This is a genomic window from Streptomyces glaucus (assembly GCF_039533365.1).
GTDB lineage: Bacteria > Actinomycetota > Actinomycetes > Streptomycetales > Streptomycetaceae > Streptomyces > Streptomyces glaucus.
The window spans coordinates 1-19,216 of the sequence record NZ_BAAATK010000079.1; the positions used below are offsets into that span (position 1 = coordinate 1).

1 protein-coding gene is annotated in these 19,216 nt (G+C 79.1%); it reads left to right on the forward strand.

What is annotated here, in order from left to right:
* The coding region (locus ABD363_RS30780; RefSeq protein WP_344609532.1) for a type I polyketide synthase at positions 1–19,216 on the forward strand (19,216 nt) is incomplete at both ends.

Sequence of the window (19,216 nt, forward strand, 5' to 3'; positions counted from 1 at the left end):
CGCCCGCCGCACCGACCTGCCCACCTACCCCTTCCAGCACCAGCACTACTGGCCCGAGCCCGGTCCGTCCCGTACCCCCTCGGACGACGCGGTCGAGTCGGCCGACGCCGAGTTCTGGGCGGCGGTGGAACGTACGGACGTCGACGGGCTCGCGGCCCGGCTGGATCTGGACGCCGAGGCGCTGAGCGACGTCGTGCCCGCGCTGTCGGCGTGGCGTGGCCGTCGGCGGCTGCGGTCGGCGGTGGACGCCCTGCGGTTCCGGGAGGCGTGGCAGCAGCTCGGCGAGCCGTTGCCGGTCGAGCCGGGCGGGGGCGGCCGGCTGGTCGTGGTCCCCGCGGGGCAGGTGGACGAGCCGTGGGTGCGGTCGGTGGTGGCCGCGCTGGGCGCGTCGGCGTTCGTGCTGCCCGTGGAGGCGGACGACGACCGGGAGACCGTGGCCCGGCGGCTGCGGGAGTGCGTCGCCGGGCTGCCCGACGGGGCGCACGTGTCGGGCGTGGTGTCCCTGCTCGCGGCCGGGTCGCAGGTCCGGCCCGCCTCGGCGGTGCCGGTCGCGGTGGTCGGCACGGCCGTGCTCGTCCAGGCCCTGGAGGACGTGGGGCTGGACGCGCGGGTGTGGGCCGTGACCCGTGGCGCGGTGAGCGTGCCGGCGTCCGACGGTGCGCGGGCGGCGCTGCCCGCGCCCGGGGCCGCCGCCGTCTGGGGGCTGGGCCGGGTCGTCGCCCTGGAGCACCCGGAGCGCTGGGGCGGCCTCGTCGACCTGCCCGACGAGGTGGGGGAGGAGGTCGTCCGGGGGTTCCTCGGGGCCCTCGCGCGCACCGACGGCGAGGACCAGGTCGCGGTGCGGGCCCACGGGACGTACGGGCGACGGCTGGTGCCCGCGCCCGGCGCCGGGACCCAGAACCCGCCGGGGTCCGTCGACGCCTGGCGTCCGTCCGGCACCGTGCTGGTCACCGGCGGCACCGGTGCCCTCGGGGCGCATGTCGCGCGGTGGCTCGCCGGGCGGGGCGCGGAGCACCTGCTGCTGGTCAGCCGGCGCGGGCCGCAGGCGCCGGGGGCGGAGGAGCTGACGGCCGAGCTGACCGGGCTGGGCGCCCGCGTCACCGTCGTGGCCTGCGACGTGGCCGACCGGGAGGCGCTGGCGGGTGTCCTCGCCCGCGTCCCGGACGGGACGCCGCTGACGGCGGTCGTGCACACCGCGGGCGTGCTGGCCGACGGGGTGCTGCACAGCCTCACGCCCGACCGGTTCGAGGAGGTCTTCCGGGCCAAGGTGCGGGCCGCGGCCGTACTCGACGAGCTGACGCGGGACCGGCCGCTGGACGCCTTCGTGCTGTTCTCGTCCCTGGCCGGGGCGGTCGGCAACCCGGGGCAGGCCAACTACGCCGCCGCCAACGCCGCGCTGGACGCGCTGGCCCGGCGGCGCAGGGCCGCGGGCCTGCCCGCCACCTCCGTCGCCTGGGGCGCCTGGCGCGGTGCCGGCATGGCCGGTGACGGGCGGCTCGGGCGGCACGCCGCGGGCCGGGCGCTGGAACCGGGCCTCGCCCTGGAGGCGATGGCGGAACTGGTCGCCGAGGACGCGGCGGACACGGTCGTCGCCGACCTGGCCGCGCCGGAACTGCTGACGGGCATGTTCGGGCTGCGGCACACCGCGTCGCTGACCGCGCTGCCCGGGGCCCGCGGCATCGCCGCCGCCGCGCAGCAGGCGCGGCAGGAACGCGCCGGCGCCGCCGGCGAACTGCGCGCCCGGCTGGCCGCGGCCCGCGAGGACGACCGGCTGCCGCTCGTCCTCGACCTGGTCCGCACCCACGCCGCCGCCGTGCTCGGGCACCCGGGCCCCGACTCCGTGAAACCCGAACGGGCCTTCCAGGAGCACGGGTTCGACTCCCTGATGGCCGTCGAACTGCGCAAGCGGCTCACCGCGGCCGCCGGGCTGCCGCTGCCCGCCACCCTGGTCTTCGACCATCCGACACCGCTGGCCCTGGCCCGGCACCTGCTGGCCGGGCTCCTCGCCGGGGACGAGGCCGGAGCCGTCGAGGCCGCGGTCGCGGACGTCTCCGACGAACCCATCGCGATCATCGGGATGAGCTGCCGCTTCCCCGGCGGCGCCGACTCCCCGGAGGCGTTCTGGGAACTGATCGCCTCCGGCGCCGACGCGATCGGGGAGTTCCCCGCCGACCGCGGCTGGGACGTGGCCGGACTGTACGACCCCGACCCCGACCGCAGCGGGACGACGTACTCCACGCAGGGCGGGTTCCTGCGGCACGCGGGCGCGTTCGACCCCGCCTTCTTCGGGATCTCGCCGCGCGAGGCGCTGGTGATGGACCCGCAGCAGCGGCTGCTGCTGGAGACCGCGTGGGAGGCGATCGAACGCGCCGGGATCGACCCGGCCACGCTGCGCGCCAGCCGCACCGGCGCGTTCATCGGCTCCAGCTACCAGGAGTACGGGCGGGGCGCCGGGGACGGCACCGAGGGACACCTGGTCACCGGGTCCAGCCCGAGCGTGCTGTCGGGCCGGCTGTCGTACGCGCTCGGCCTGGAGGGGCCGGCCGTCACCGTCGACACCGCCTGCTCGTCCTCGCTGGTCGCGCTGCACCTGGCCTGCCAGTCGCTGCGCACCGGGGAGAGCACGCTGGCACTGGCCGGCGGTGCCACGGTGATGACGACGCCGGACTCGTTCGTGGCGTTCAGCCGGCAGCGGGCGCTGGCCGCCGACGGCCGGTGCAAGGCGTTCGGCGACGGCGCCGACGGGATGACGCTCGGCGAGGGCGTCGGGCTGCTGCTGGTCGAACGGCTCTCCGACGCGCGCCGCAACGGGCACCCGGTGCTGGCCGTGATCCGCGGCAGCGCGGTCAACCAGGACGGCACGTCCAACGGGCTGACCGCGCCGAGCGGGCCCGCCCAGCAGCGCGTGATCCGGCAGGCGCTCGCCAACGCCCGCCTCACCCCGGACGACATCGACGCCGTCGAGGCGCACGGCACGGGCACCGCGCTCGGCGACCCCATCGAGGCGCGGGCGCTGGCCGCGACGTACGGACGGGAACGGGATCCCGGGCGGCCGGTGTGGCTCGGCTCGGTGAAGTCCAACATCGGGCACGCCCAGTCCGCCGCCGGTGTCGCCGGGGTCATCAAGATGGTGCTGGCGCTGCGCCACGGCGTGCTCCCGAGGACCCTGCACGTCGAGGAGCCGTCCCGGCACATCGACTGGTCCGACGGCACGCTGCGGCTGCTGGCCGAGGAGCGGCCGTGGCCGCGCGGCGGACGGCCGCGCCGCTGCGCCGTCTCCTCGTTCGGGATCAGCGGCACCAACGCGCACGCCGTCCTGGAGGAGGCGCCGCGGGAACCGGCGCCCGCGGCCCCGGCCGGGGACCCGGTCCCGACGGCGGCCCCGGTCGCCGGGGCGCTGCCCTGGGTGCTGTCCGCCCGCGGCCGGGCCGCCCTGCGCGACCAGGCGGCCGCCCTCGCCGCGCACGTCGCGCAGGCGGGCGATCCCGGTCCGGCGGACGTGGGGCACGCCCTGGTGACCACCCGCACCCTGTTCGAGCACCGGGCCGTGGCGCTCGGCGCCGGCACCGCCGAACTGGCCGCCGCGCTCGGCGCGTTCGCCGCACGGGACCTCGACGCGCCCGTCGTGCACGGCGAGGCCGACCTCGACGGCCGTACCGTCTTCGTCTTCCCCGGCCAGGGCACCCAGTGGGCCGGCATGGGCGCCCGGCTGCTCGACGCGTCCCCGGTGTTCGCCGAGCGGATGGCCGCCTGCGCCCTCGCCCTCGCCCCGTTCGTGGACTGGTCGCCGGCCGCGGTGCTGCGCCAGGAACCGGGCGCGCCCGGACTGGACCGGGTCGACGTGGTGCAGCCGGTGACCTGGGCGGTGATGGTGTCCCTCGCCGCCGTCTGGGAGGCGTACGGCGTGCGGCCGGACGCGGTCGTGGGCCACTCCCAGGGCGAGATCGCCGCGGCCGTCGTCGCCGGCGCGCTGTCCCTGGAGGACGGCGCGCGCGTGGTGGCGCTGCGCAGCCAGGCCATCGGCCGCACCCTGGCCGGACGCGGCGGCATGATGTCCGTGGCGCTGGACGCCGACCGGGCCGAGGCCCGCCTGGAGCCGTGGGAAGGGCGGCTGTCCGTCGCCGCCGTCAACGGGCCGGGCGCGGTGGTCGTCTGCGGCGACCCGGAGGCGCTGGACGCCCTCCACGACGAACTGGCCGCCGAGGACGTACGGGTGCGCAAGATCCCCGTCGACTACGCCTCGCACTCCGTCCACGTCGAGGACCTGCGCGACGAACTCCTCGACCTCCTCGCCCCCGTCGCCCCGCGCACCCCCCGCGTCCCGCTGCTGTCCACGGTGACCGGCCGGTGGCTCGGCGACCCCGGCGACGACGGCGGCATGGACGCCGGCTACTGGTACCGCAACCTGCGGCAGACCGTGCGGTTCGGGCCGGCCGTCGAACAGCTGCTGACCGACCGGTACCGCGCGTTCATCGAGGTCAGCGCCCATCCCGTGCTCACCCTCGGCATCCAGGGCGCGATCGACGCGGCCGGGGTGCCGGCGTACGCCGGCGGCACCCTGCGGCGCGGCGAGGACGACGCGCGGCGCGTACTGACGTCCCTGGCGGAGGCGTTCGTCCGCGGCGTCCGCGTCGACTGGACGGCGGCGTACGGCGGGACGGGCGCGCACCGCCCGGTCGCCCTGCCCACCTACCGCTTCCAGCACCAGCACCTGTGGGTGCCGCCGGTCGCCCCCGGCGCGGGGGACGGCACGGCCGGCCCGGCGGACGCGGCGTTCTGGAACGCCGTGCAGGAGGCGGACCTCGCGGGCCTCGCCGAGGACCTGGACGTCACCGAGGACGCCCTGGCCGCCGTGCTGCCGGGGCTGGCCGCCTGGCGGCGGCGCCGCAGCGAGGCGGCCACGCTGGACGACTGGCGGTACAAGGTCCGCTGGGTGCCGCTGGACACCCCGCCCGCCGCTGCCACGGGCCGCTGGCTCGTCGTCACCGCCGACGGCGTCGACGACGCGGACGTCGTCGCGGCGCTGGCCGGGCACGGCGCGCAGCCGGTGCGGCTGGTGCTGGACCACACCCACCTGGACCGCGCGGTGCTGGCCGACGCGCTGCGGGCGGCGGGCGTGGCACCCGGCGCCGCCCCGGAGGGGGACGCCGACTCCTGCGCGCCCGCGCCCGCCGGCCTCGTCTCCCTCCTCGCCGGCGCCGAGCAGGACTGCCCCGGCGTGCCCGGGGCGGCGCTCGGCACCGCCCTCAACGTCGTGCTCGCGCAGGCCCTCGGGGACCTGGACGCGGACCGCCCGCTGTGGCTGCTGACCCGGGGCGCGGTGGCCACCGGGCGCGCCGACCGGGTGACGCGGCCCGTGCAGGCGCAGTCGCTCGGCATCGGCTGGACCGCGGCGCTGGAGCACCCCCGTTTCTGGGGCGGCACCGTCGACCTGCCCGAGACGCTGGACGAGCGCGGCGCGCGCCGGCTGGCCGCCGTCCTCGCCGGCGGGGACCACACGGCCGAGGACCAGCTCGCCCTGCGCGCCTCCGGCGTCTTCGCCCGCCGCGTGGTCCGCGACCGCGCCGGCGACCGCCCGGCCCGCGGCGCCTGGAGCCCGCGCGGCACCGTCCTGGTCACCGGCGGCACCGGCACCCTCGGCCCGCACGTGGCGCGCTGGCTGTCCGCCCAGGGCGCCGCACGCGTCGTGCTGGTCTCCCGCCGCGGCCCCGACGCCCCCGGCGCGGCCGACCTCGTCGCCGAACTCGCCGGGGCGGGCACCGAGGTCACCGTCGCCGCCTGCGACATCACCGACCGGGCCGCGCTCGGCGCGCTCCTGGACCGGCTGCGCGCCGACGGGCACGTCCTGCGCACGGTGATCCACGCCGCCGCCGTCATCGAGCTGCACACCCTGGCCGCCACCGACCTGGCCGCCGTGTCCCGCGTCATGCACGCCAAGGTCGAGGGCGCCCGGAACCTGGACGCGCTGCTCGCCGACGCCGACCTCGACGCGTTCGTGCTGTTCTCGTCGGTGGCCGGCCTGTGGGGCAGCGGCCGGCACGCCGCGTACGTCGCCGGCAACGCCTACCTGGGCGCGCTCGCCGCCGAGCGCCGCGCCCGCGGCCTGGCCGCGACCTCCGTGCACTGGGGCATCTGGGCCAACGAGCTGGGCGTCGGCCGGGTCGCCCCCGACGAGGTGCGGCGCACCGGCCTGGTGTTCATGAACGCCGACCTGGCGCTGGCCGGGCTGCGGCGCGCCCTGGAGGACGACGAGACCCAGCTCGCCGTCGCCGACGTGGACTGGGAGCGCTACTACCCGGTGTTCGGGTCGGTGCGCGAGACCCGGCTGTTCGACGAGGTGCCCGAGACCCGGCGGGCCGCGCAGGCCGCCGAGCGGCGGGCGCCGGACGCGGACGGCGAGTTCGCGGCCCGGCTGGCCGCGCTGCCGGCCGCCGAACGGGACCGGCTGCTGCTGGACACCGTGCGCGCGCAGGCCGCGGCCGTCCTCGGCCTGGCCGGCCCCGACGACCTGCCCGACCGGCGGGCCTTCCGCGACGCCGGCTTCGACTCGCTGACCGCCGTCGACCTGCGCAACCGGCTCGCCTCCGCCACCGGGCTCGCACTGCCCGCCACGCTGGTGTTCGACCATCCGACGCCGGCCGCGCTCGCCGCCCACCTGCGCACCCGGCTGGACGGCGACCGGGCCGCCCTGCCCGCGGGGCCCGCCGCCCCGGTGGCCACCGCCGCCGACGAGCCGATCGCGATCATCGGCATGAGCTGCCGCTACCCCGGCGGCGTCGACTCTCCCGAGGCGCTGTGGGAACTGGTGATGAGCGGCACCGACGCCATCACCGGCTTCCCCGCCGACCGCGGCTGGCCGGTGGAGGAGCTGTACGACCCGGACCCGGACGCGCCCGGCCGCACCTACGCCGTGCGGGGCGGGTTCCTGCACGACGCCGCCGACTTCGACGCCGCCTTCTTCGGGATCTCGCCGCGCGAGGCCCTGGCCATGGACCCGCAGCAGCGGCTGCTGCTGGAGACCGCGTGGGAGGCGTTCGAACGCGCCGGGATCGTGCCCGAGCGGGTGCGCGGCAGCCGCACCGGGGCGTTCATCGGGGCCAGCTACCAGGACTACCCGGCGGCGGGCCGCGACGGCGCCGACGGGCACGCCGTGACCGGCTCGCTCGCCAGCGTCCTGTCCGGCCGCGTCGCCTACCTGCTCGGCCTGCAGGGACCGGCGGTCACCCTCGACACCGCCTGCTCGTCCTCGCTGACCGCGCTGCACCTGGCCTGCCAGTCGCTGCGCAACGGGGAGAGCGACCTCGCGCTCGCCGGCGGCGTCAGCCTCATGGCCACCCCGCACACCTTCATCGGGTTCAGCGGCCAGCGGGCCCTGGCCCCCGACGGCCGCTGCAAGGCGTACGCGGACGGCGCCGACGGCATGGCACTCGCCGAGGGCGTCGGCATCGTCCTCGTCGAACGGCTCTCCGACGCGCGCCGCAACGGGCACCCGGTGCTCGCCGTCGTCCGCGGCACGGCCGTCAACCAGGACGGCGCCTCCAACGGCCTGACCGCGCCCAACGGGCCCGCCCAGCAGCAGGTCATCCGCGCCGCGCTGGCCGCCGCCCGCCTCGCCCCCGCCGACGTCGACGCCGTCGAGGGCCACGGCACCGGCACCGCGCTCGGCGACCCCATCGAGGCCCAGGCGCTGCTCGCCGCCTACGGCCAGGACCGCGAACGCCCGCTGCTGCTCGGCTCCGTGAAGTCCAACATCGGCCACACCCAGGCCGCCTCCGGCGTCGCCGGAGTCATCAAGACGGTGCTGGCGCTGCGCCACGGCGTCCTGCCGCCCACCCTGCACGCCGAGGTGCCGTCCCGGCACATCGACTGGTCCGCCGGGGCGGTCCGCCTGCTGACCGAGCCCACGCCGTGGCCCGAGACGGGCCGGCCGCGCCGCGCGGGCGTGTCGTCCTTCGGCATCAGCGGCACCAATGTGCACGCGGTCCTGGAACAGGCACCGGACCGGCCCGCCGGGGCGCAGGCCGCGGCCCCGGCCGGCGGGGCCGCCGCGCCGGACGAGGCCGCGGCGCCCACCGGGCCGCTGCCGGTGCTGGTGTCCGCGCGCGGGGACGAGGCGCTGCGGGCACAGGCGGACCGGCTGCTGGACTTCGTGGAGCGGCGACCGGAACTGACGGTGAGCCGGCTGGCCGCCGGTCTGGCGCTGCACCGTTCCGCCTTCGAACGGCGGGCCGCCGTCGTCGCCGGGGACCGGGAGGAACTGCTGCGCGGACTGCGGGCCCTGCGCGACGGGAAACCCGCCGCGCACCTGGTCCGGGCCGTCGCCCCCGGACGGGGCCGGGTCGCGTTCCTGTTCACCGGGCAGGGCGGGCAGCGCCTGGGCATGGGCCGCGAACTGTACGGCCGTTTCCCGGTGTTCGCCGACGCGCTCGACGCGGTCCTCGCCCACCTCGACACCGGCCTCGAGGTGCCGCTGCGGGACGTGATGTTCGCCGCGGAGGGCACCCCCGAGGCCGCCCTGCTGGACCGCACCGGCCACACCCAGCCCGCGCTGTTCGCCGTGGAGGTGGCGCTGTTCCGGCTCCTGGAGTCCTGGGGCGTCACCCCGGACCTCGTGGCCGGCCACTCCGTCGGCGAGATCGCCGCCGCCCACGCGGCCGGGGTGCTCGGCCTGGCCGACGCGTGCGCCCTGGTGGCCGCCCGCGCCCGGCTCATGGCGGAGCTGCCCGAGGGCGGCGCGATGGCCGCCGTCGAGGCCGCCGAGGACGAGGTGGCCCCGCTGCTCGACGGGCGGGTGTCCGTCGCCGCCGTCAACGGGCCCGCCTCCGTGGTGGTCTCGGGTGACGAGGATGCCGTCGAGGCCGTCGCCGCCACGCTGGCCGCCCGCGGCCGCCGCGTCCGGCGGCTGCGGGTCAGCCACGCCTTCCACTCGCCCCGCATGGACGCGATGCTGGAGGAGTTCGCCGAGGCCGCGGCCCGCGTCACGGTCGCGCCGGCGCGGCTTCCGCTGGTCTCCACGCGCACCGGCCGGCTCGCCTCCGACGCGGAACTCGCCTCGCCGGAGCACTGGGTGCGGCACGTCCGCGACACCGTCCGGTTCGCCGACGCGGTGGCCACCCTCGCCGGGCACGGCGTGCGCACCTTCGTCGAGGTCGGCCCGGACGCCGTGCTCAGCGGCCCGACCCGGGCGGTCCTCGACGCCGCCCGGGAGGACACGGCCGACACGCCCGACACGGCCGTCCTGCCCCTGCTGCGCCGCGACCGGGACGAACTCGCCCAGCTCACCACCGCCCTCGCCGGGGCCCACGCGCACGGCGCGAGCGTCGACTGGGCCGCCTTCCTCACCGCGCGCGGGGTCCGCGACGAGCGCCTGGACCTGCCGACGTACGCCTTCCAGCGGCAGCGCTACTGGCCCGAGCCGGCGCCCGCCGCCCCGGCCGCGGACCCGGCGGACACCGAGTTCTGGGCCGACGTCGAACGGCAGGACGCCACCGCCCTGGCCACCACGCTCGGCCTCGACCAGGACACGGCCCGCGCACTGGCGCCCGCCCTGTCCGCCTGGCGCCGGCGCCGCCACGACCGGGCCCGGCTGGACGCCCTGCGCCACCGCGTCGTCTGGCGGCCCGCGGCGCCCGCCCCGGCCGCCCCGGCCGGGCGCTGGCTGGTGCTGCTGCCCGAGGGCGCCGGGACCGACCCGTGGGCCGGGGAGGTGACCGCCGCGCTCGGCACGCCCGTCGAGCGAGTCGCCGTCGCCGCCGACCGCCAGGAGACGGCCGCCCGGCTGCGCGCGGCCGACGGCGCCTGCACGGGCGTGCTGTCGCTGCTCGCGCTCGCCGGGGACGACGCCGCCGCGCTGACCGCCACCGCGTTCCAGGCCCTGGGCGACGCCGGCGTCGACGCGCCGCTGTGGTGCGCCACCCGGGGCGCCGTCTCCGTCCTCGGCGCGGCCGACCCGGTGCGCGACCCCGCGCAGGCCGCCGTGTGGGGCCTGGGCCGGGTCGCCGCCCTCGAACACCCCGCCCGCTGGGGCGGGCTGGTCGACCTGCCCGACCGGCTCGACGCGCCCGCCGCCCGCCGGCTGCGCGCCGTGCTGGCGGGCGACGCGCCCGAGAGCGCCGTACGCGCCACGGGCGTCCTCGTCCGCCGGCTCGTCGCCGCCCCCCGCACCGGGGCCGCCGCCCCCCGCCCGCACGGCCTGGCCGACCCGGACGGCACCGTCCTGATCACCGGCGGCACCGGCGGCCTGGGCGCCCACGTCGCCCGCCGGCTCGCCCGGGACGGCGCCGGCCACCTGCTGCTGCTCAGCCGCCGCGGCCCGGACGCGCCCGGCGCCGGGGAACTGCGGCGCGAACTGACCGCGCTCGGCGCCCGGGTCACCCTCGCCGCCTGCGACGCCGCCGACCGCGACGCGCTCGCCGCGGTACTGGCCGGCGTGCCCGCCGACGCGCCGCTGACCGCCGTCCTGCACACCGCCGGTGTCGTCGAGGACCGGGTCGTCGACGCGCTCACCCCCGACGACTTCGCCGCCGTCCTGCGCGCCAAGGTGACCGCCGCCCGCCACCTGGACGAGCTCACCCGGGACGCGCCGCTGACCGCGTTCGTGCTGTACACCTCCACCGCCGGCGTCGTCGGCGCCGCCGGGCAGGGCAACTACGCGGCGGCCAACGCCTGGCTGGACGCCCTCGCCGCCCGCCGCCGCGCCGAGGGCCGGCCCGCCACCGCGATCGCCTGGGGCCCCTGGGCGGGCGCCGGCCTGGCCGGCGGCGAGGACGTCGACCGCCGGCTGCGCCGCGCCGGACTCACCCCCCTCGACCCCGGACGCGCCGTGGACGCCCTGCTCGACGCCGTCGCCCACGACGACACCGCCGTGACCGTCGCCGACGCCGACTGGTCCCGCCTCGCCGCCCTGCAGCCCGCCTCGGCGGCGCTCCTCACCGAACTCGCCGGCCCCCCGGCCGCCGCCCCCGCAACAGCGCCGGGCGGCGCGGACGACCTGCGGGCCCGGCTGGCCGCGCTGCCCGCCGCCGAACGCGGCCGGGTGCTGCTCGACCTGCTGCGCGCCCAGGCCGCCGCCGTCCTCGGCCACGCCGACACCCGGACCGTCGAGGCCGACCGGACCTTCCGCGACCTCGGCTTCGACTCGCTGACCACGCTCGAACTGCGCAACGGCATCGCCGCCGCCACCGGCCTCACCCTGCCCGCCTCCCTGATCTACGACCACCCCACCCCGCGGGACCTGGTGGACTTCCTCCTCGCCGAACTCCTCGGCGGCGACGAGGAGCCCGCGTCCCGGGCGGCCGGCACCGAGCCCGCGTCCGGCGCGGCCGCCGACGACCCGATCGCCGTCGTCGGCATCGGCTGCCGCTTCCCCGGCGGCGTCACCTCCCCCGACGACCTGTGGCGGCTCCTCGCGGACGGCCGGGACGCCATCGGACCGTTCCCCGCCGACCGCGGCTGGGACCTCGACGCGCTCGCGGCGGGCGCCTCCGCCACCCGCGAGGGCGGCTTCCTCGACGGCGTCGCCGACTTCGACGCCGACTTCTTCGGCATCTCCCCGCGCGAGGCCCTCGCCATGGACCCGCAGCAGCGGCTGCTGCTGGAGACCGCCTGGGAGGCGCTGGAGCGCGCCGGCATCGACCCGAGCGGCCTGCGGTCCAGCCCGACCGGCGTCTTCGTCGGCACCAACGGCCAGGACTACGCCACCGTGCTGCGCCGCGGCGCCGACGACGTCCGGGGCTACGCCGCCACCGGCACCACCGCCAGCGTCCTCTCCGGCCGCCTGGCCTACGTCCTCGGCCTGCAGGGCCCGGCCGTCACCGTCGACACCGCCTGCTCGGCCTCGCTGGTGGCCCTGCACTGGGCCGTGCGGGCCCTGCGCGACGGCGACTGCGAGCTCGCCCTGGCCGGCGGCGTGTCCGTGATGTCCGCCCCGGACGCCTTCGTGGAGTTCAGCGCCCAGGGCGGCCTCGCCCCCGACGGCCGCTGCAAGGCGTTCTCCGCCGACGCCGACGGCACCGCCTGGTCGGAGGGCGTGGGCGTGCTCGTCCTGATGCGGCTCTCCGACGCCCGCCGCGGCGGCCACCGGGTGCACGCCGTGATCCGCGGCACGGCCGTCAACCAGGACGGCGCCACCAACGGACTGACCGCGCCCAACGGGCCCGCCCAGCAGCGCGTCATCCGGCAGGCGCTCGCCGACGCCCGGCTCGCCCCCGCCGACGTCCACGCCGTCGAGGCGCACGGCACCGGCACCCGGCTCGGCGACCCCGTCGAAGCCGAGGCCCTGCTCGCCGCCTACGGCCGGGACCGCCGGCGGCCGCTGCTGCTCGGCACGGTCAAGTCCAACCTCGGCCACACCCAGGCCGCGGCCGGCGTCGCCGGCGTCATCAAGATGGTCCTGGCCATGCGGCACCGGATCCTGCCCCGGACCCTGCACGCCGACCGGCCCTCCCCGCACATCGGGTGGGACTCCGGCCTGGCCCTGCTGACCGAGGCGACCGACTGGCCCGACACCCCGGGACCGCTGCGGGCCGGCGTCTCCGCGTTCGGCATGAGCGGCACCAACGCCCACGTCATCCTGGAACAGGCACCCGAGGACACCGAGCCCGCCGCAGCCCCGCGGGACGCGGCCGGCCCGCACACCGTCGTGCCCTGGGTCGTCTCCGGCCGGACGGCCGCCGCCCTGGACGCCCAGCTCGACCGGGTCCGCGCCGCGGCCGATGGACTCGACGCCCGCGACGTGGCCCGGACCCTGGCCACCGCCCGCGCCCACCTGCCGCACCGCGCGGTGCTGCTCGCCACGCCCGATGGCGTCACCGAGGCCGCCCGCGGCCGGGCCCGCGGCACCCGCGGACCGCTCGCCGTCCTCTTCCCCGGACAGGGCAGCCAGCGCCTCGGCATGGGCCGCGGCCTGTACGAGCGGTTCCCCGCCTTCGCCGACGCGCTCGACGCGGTCCTGGCCCGCCTCGACCTCGAACTCGGCCGCCCGCTGCGCCCGGTGATGTGGGGCGAGGACGCCGCCGCCCTGGACCGGACCGGCGTCGCCCAGCCCGCCCTGTTCGCCGTCGAGGTGGCGCTGTTCCGGCTGCTGGAGTCCTGGGGCCTGACCCCGGACCACCTGGCCGGCCACTCCGTCGGCGAGATCGCCGCCGCCCACGTCGCGGGCGTCCTCACCCTCGACGACGCCTGCGTCCTCGTCGCGGCCCGGGCCCGGCTCATGGACGCCCTGCCGCCCGGCGGCGCCATGGCCGCCGTACGCGCCCGCGAGGAGGACGTGCGGCCGCTGCTCGGCGACGCCGTCGCCGTCGCCGCCGTCAACGCGCCCGACGCCGTCGTCCTGTCCGGCGAGGAGAGCGCGCTGGACGCCGTCCTGGCCCGGCTCGACGCGGAGCGCGTCACCCGCCTGCGGGTCTCCCACGCCTTCCACTCGCCGCTCATGGAGCCGATGCTGGACGCCTTCCGGGCCGTCCTGGACCGCATCACGTTCCACCCGCCGGCCCTCACCGTCGTCACCGGCCTCACCGGGCGGCCCGCGGCGGACGGCGACCTGACCACCCCCGGCTACTGGGTGCGGCAGGTCCGCGAGACCGTGCGGTTCGCCGACTGCGTGACCGCGCTGCGCGACGCCGGCGTCGGCGCGTTCGTGGAGGCCGGCCCCGGCGCCGCGCTCTGCGGCGCCGTACGCGGCCGGCTCGACGACGACACCCCCGTGGTGCCGCTGCTGCGCCGCGACGGCGACGAGCCGGCCGCCGCGCTCACCGCCCTCGCCCGGCTGCACACCGACGGCCTCCCGGTCGACTGGGCCGGCTTCTTCGCCGGCACCGGCGCCCGCCTCACCGACCTGCCCACCTACGCCTTCCAGCGCCGCCGCTACTGGCCCGAACCCGCGCCCGCGGCCCAGGCCGACCCCGCCGAGGCGGAGTTCTGGCAGGCCGTCGACGCCTCCGACCCCGCCGCGCTCGCCGCCACCCTGGGCACCGACCTCGGCACCGAGGCGGCCGGCGCGCTCGCCGCCCGGCGCCGCCGGCGCCGCGCCCGGACCGCCGCCGACCGGCTCCTGTACCGCGCCGAGTGGGTGCCGGTGGAGCCGCCCGCCGCCCCCGCCGCCGGACCCTGGCTGCTGCTGACCGGCCCCGGCGACGACACCTGGGCCGAGGCCGCCGCCGCGGCCCTGGGCACCGCGCACCCCCTGCCCGCCGCCCCGGACGCGCTCGCCGGCGCCCCCGCCGGACCGGCCGGCGTCCTGGCCCTGCCCGGCGCGGTCCGCGACCACGGCCCCGGCGGACTGCTCGCCCTGCTGGAGCGGGCCGGCGTCACGGCACCGCTGTGGTGCGCCACCCACCGGGGCGTGCGCACCGGGACCGGCGACCCCGCGCCCGACGCGACGTCCGCCGCGGTCTGGGGCGCCGGACGCGTCGCCGCCGTGGAGCACCCCGCCCGCTGGGGCGGTCTGCTCGACCTCGACACCGCCCCCGACGCCCGGCTCGGCGCCCTCCGCGCGCACGCCGCCCACGGCCCCGGCCCGGCCACCGCCGAACGCGAACTCGCCCTGCGCGGCGACCGGTGGCTGGCCCGCCGCATCGTCCGCGCCCGCCCCGGCACGGACACCGCCGACTGGACGCCGCACGGCACCGTCCTGGTCGTCGGCACCGGCCCGCTCGGCGTCGCCGTCGCCCGCCGGGCCCTCCTCGGCGGCGCCGGCCACGTCCTGCTGGCCGGCCGGGCGCCCGCCCCCGACACCGCCGACCGGGTCCTCGCCGGCACGGACGGCACCGCCGCCGCCCGGCTCGGCGTCCACGCCTGCGACATCGCCGACCGCGCCGCCCTGGCCGCGCTCCTCGGCATCCCCGAGGCCGCCGCGCTCACCGCCGTCGTCCACGCCGAGGAACCCGCCGGGACCACGCTCGACGACGCGCTCGCCGGCGTGCTCGCCCTCGACGACCTCCTCACCGGCCGGGACCTGGACGCCCTCGTGCTGTTCGGGTCCGTCGCCGCCGCCTGGGGCGCCCGCGGCCGGGCCGCCGAGGCCGCGGCCGGCGCCGCCCTGGAGGCCGTCGCCGAACACGGCAGGGACCGCGGCCGGACCGTCGTCACCATCGCCTGGAACGCCTGGGCCGGCACCGTCGAGCCGTCCCTCGCCGGGCACCTGCGGCTCACCGGCCTGCCGGCCCTCGACCCGGACACCGCGCTCGCCGCCCTGGACCGGGCCGTCGGCCTCGGCCTGCCCGCCGTCACCGCCGCCGACGTCGACTGGGCCGCCTTCGTCCCCGCGCACACCGCGAACGGCCCCTCCGCCGCCCTGTTCACCGCCCTGCCCGAGGCCCGCGACGCGCTCGCCGCCGCGGCCGGCCCGGCACCCGGCGACACCCCGGCCGGCCGGCTGCGCGCCGACCTGCTCGCCCGGCCCGCGGCCGAACGCACCGGCGTGCTCCTCGACCTCGTCCGCGACAAGAGCGCCCTCGTCCTCGGACACGGCACGCAGGCCGCCGACGCCGTCGAGCCCGACCGGCCCTTCCGCGACCTCGGCTTCGACTCGCTGGCCGCCGTCGACCTGCGCGACCAGCTGGCCCGCGCCACCGGCCTGACCGTGCCCGCCACCGCCGTCTTCGACCACCCCACCCCGGAGGAGCTCGCCCGCCACCTGCTCACCGAACTCCTCGGCACGCCGCGGGAGCCCGCGCCGCGGGACACCCCCGCGCCCGCCGCCGACACCGGCGACCCGATCGTCATCGTCGGCATGGGCTGCCGCTACCCGGGCGGCGTGCGCTCCCCGGAGGACCTGTGGGACCTCGTCGTCGCCGGCGTCGACGCCACCGGCGACATGCCCCTGGACCGCGGCTGGGACTTCGACCGGCTGCTGTCCGGCGGCCCCGGCTCCAGCATCACCCGGCGCGGCGGATTCCTCGACGGCGCCGCCGACTTCGACCCCGGCTTCTTCGGCATCTCACCCCACGAGGCCCTGGTCATGGACCCGCAGCAACGCCTCGTCCTGGAAACCGCCTGGGAGGCCCTGGAACGGGCCGGCATCGACCCGCACACCCTGCGCGGCACCGACGCCGGCGTGTTCGTCGGCGGCACCAGCGGCGACTACCGGCTCCCCGACGACCTCGGCCGCTGGGAGACCGCCCAGTCCGGCAGCCTGCTGTCCGGCCGCGTCGCCTACACCCTCGGCCTGCAGGGCCCCACCGTCTCCGTCGACACCGCCTGCTCCTCCTCGCTGGTCGCCCTGCACCTCGCGGTGCAGGCGCTGCGCGCGGGCGAGTGCACCCTCGCCCTGGCCGGCGGCGTGACCGTGATGTCGACCCCGGTCGGCTTCGTCGAGTTCACCGCGCAGGGCGCGCTGTCCGCCGACGGCCGCTGCAAGGCGTTCTCCGCCGACGCCGACGGCACCGCCTGGGCGGAGGGCGCCGGCATGCTGGTCGTGGAACGCCTCTCCGACGCCGAACGCAACGGGCACCCGGTGCTCGCCGTCGTCCGCGGCACGGCCGTCAACCAGGACGGCGCCTCCAACGGCCTGACCGCGCCCAACGGGCCCGCCCAGCAGCGCGTCATCCGCCGCGCCCTCGCTGCCGCCCGCCTCGCCCCCGCCGACGTGGACGCCGTCGAGGCGCACGGCACCGGCACCCGCCTCGGCGACCCCATCGAGGCGCAGGCCCTCGTCGCCGCCTACGGGCAGGACCGCGAACGACCGCTGCTGCTCGGCTCGGTGAAGTCCAACATCGGCCACACCCAGGCCGCCTCCGGCGTCGCCGGCGTCATCAAGACGGTGCAGGCGATGCGGCACGGCCTGCTGCCGCGCACCCTGCACGCCGACACCCCCTCCCCGCACGTCGACTGGGCCGCGGGCGGCATCCGGCTGCTGACCGAGGCGACCGACTGGCCCGAGACCGGCCGGCCGCGCCGCGCCGGCGTGTCCTCCTTCGGCGCGAGCGGCACCAACGCCCACGTCGTCCTCGAACAGGCCCCGGCCCGGCCGGAGGAACGGCCCGCGCCCGGCGTGCCGCGCCCGCTGCCCGTCGTGCTGTCCGCCCGCACCCCCGACGCCCTGCGCGACCAGGCCCGCCGGCTCCTCGACCGGGTCACCGCCGGCCCGCGCCCGGCCGTCGCCGACCTGGCGTACTCGCTGGCCACCGGCCGCGCCCTGTTCGAACACCGCGCGGCGCTCACCGTCACCGGCCACGACGACCTCACGGCGGGCCTGGCCGCCCTCGCCGCACCGGACGGCGCCACCGGGGCGCCCGGCGTGCTGCGCGCCGAGGACCCCCGCCCCGGCCGCGTCGCCTTCCTCTTCCCCGGCCAGGGCAGCCAGCGCCTCGGCATGGGCCGCGGCCTGTACGACGCGCACCCGGCGTTCCGCGCCGCGCTCGACGAGGTGCTCGGCCACTTCGACCCGGCGGTGCGCCAGGTGATGTGGGGCGACGACCCGGCCGCGCTGGACCGCACCGGCATCGCCCAGCCCGCCCTGTTCGCCGTCGAGGTGGCGCTGTTCCGGCTGCTGGAGTCCTGGGGCCTGACCCCGGACCACCTCGTCGGCCACTCCGTCGGCGAGATCGCCGCCGCGCACGTCGCCGGCGCGCTCACCCTCGCCGACGCCTGCCGGCTCGTCGCCGCCCGCGCCCGCCTCATGGACCGGCTGCCCGAGGGCGGCGCCATGGCAGCCGTCGAGGCCGGCGAGGACGAGGTGCGGCCGCTGCTCACCGGCCGGGTGTCGCTGGCCGCCGTCAACGGCCCCGCCGCGGTCGTCGTCTCCGGCGACGAGGACGAGGTGCGCCGCGTCGCCGGGCACTTCGCCGACCGGGGCCGCCGCACCGGCCGGCTCCGCGTCAGCCACGCCTTCCACTCCCCGCGCATGGAGCCGATGCTGGACGACTTCCGCGCCGCGCTCACCGGCCTCACCGGCAGCGCGCCCGCCGTCCCCGTCGTCTCCAACCTCACCGGACGGCCGGCGGCGGACGGCGACCTGACCACCCCCGACTACTGGGTGCGGCACGTCCGCGGGACCGTGCGCTTCGCCGACGGCGTGCGCGCCCTGCGCGAACGCCGGGTCTCGGTGCTCGTCGAGGTCGGCCCGGGCGGCGTGCTGCTCGGCCTGGCCGCCGCCGGCGAGGCCGGCTCCGCGCTCGCCGTGCCGCTGCTGCCGCAGGGCCGCGCCGAGGCCGAGGCGCTGGCCACCGCCGTGGCCCGGCTGCGGCTCGCCGGACTCGCCGTGGACTGGGCGGCGTACTTCGCCGGCACCGGCGCACGCCGCGTCGACCTGCCGACCTACCCGTTCCAGCACCAGCGGTTCTGGCCCGAGCGCACCGCCGGGCACACCGCGCCGGACGGCGACGGCGACTTCTGGACGGCCGTCGAGGAGGAGGACCTCGCCGCGCTCGGCGCCCGCCTGGACGTCGACGACGACGCCCTGGCCAAGGTGGTGCCCGCACTGCTCGACTGGCGCCGCCACCGGGACGCCGAGGCCCGCATGGACGGCTGGCGGCACCGCCTGGTGTGGCGGCCGCTGTCCGGCCCGCCGCCCGCCCGCCCCACCGGCACCTGGCTCGCGGTGCTGCCCGCCGCCGGCGCCGACGACGCCTGGACGGACACGGTCCTGGACGGGCTCGGCACGCCCGTGGTGCGGCTGCGCGCCCGGAACGCGGACCGGGCCGCGCTCGCCGCCCGCATCCGGGAGCTGGGCCGGGAGTTCACCGGCGTGCTGTCGCTGCTCGCGCTCGACGACCGCGCCGCCGGCGGCGCGGCCCCCGCCGGCACCGTCGGCACCGCCGCGCTCCTGCAGGCCCTCGGCGACGCGGGCCTGACCGCCCCGCTGTGGTGCCTCACGCGCGGCGCGGTGTCGGTCGGCGCCGCGGACGCCGCGCCCGACCCCGCGCAGGCCGCCGTGTGGGGCCTGGGCCGGGTCGCCGCGCTGGAGTACCCCGACCGCTGGGGCGGCCTCGTCGACCTCGCCCCCGGCGCCCCCGGCCCGCGCGACCTCACCGCCCTCGCCGGCGTCCTCGCCGGACAGGACGGCGAGGACCAGGCCGCCGTCCGCGCCGGCACCGTCTTCGCCGGCCGCATCGTCCCGGCCCCCGCCGGGACCCGCGACCCCGGCGAGGCCGCCGTGTGGCGGCCGTCCGGCACCACCCTGATCACCGGCGGCACCGGCGCGCTCGCCGCCCACGTGGCCCGCCGCCTCGCCCGGGCCGGCGCCCCGCACCTCGTGCTCGCCGGCCGCCGCGGCCCC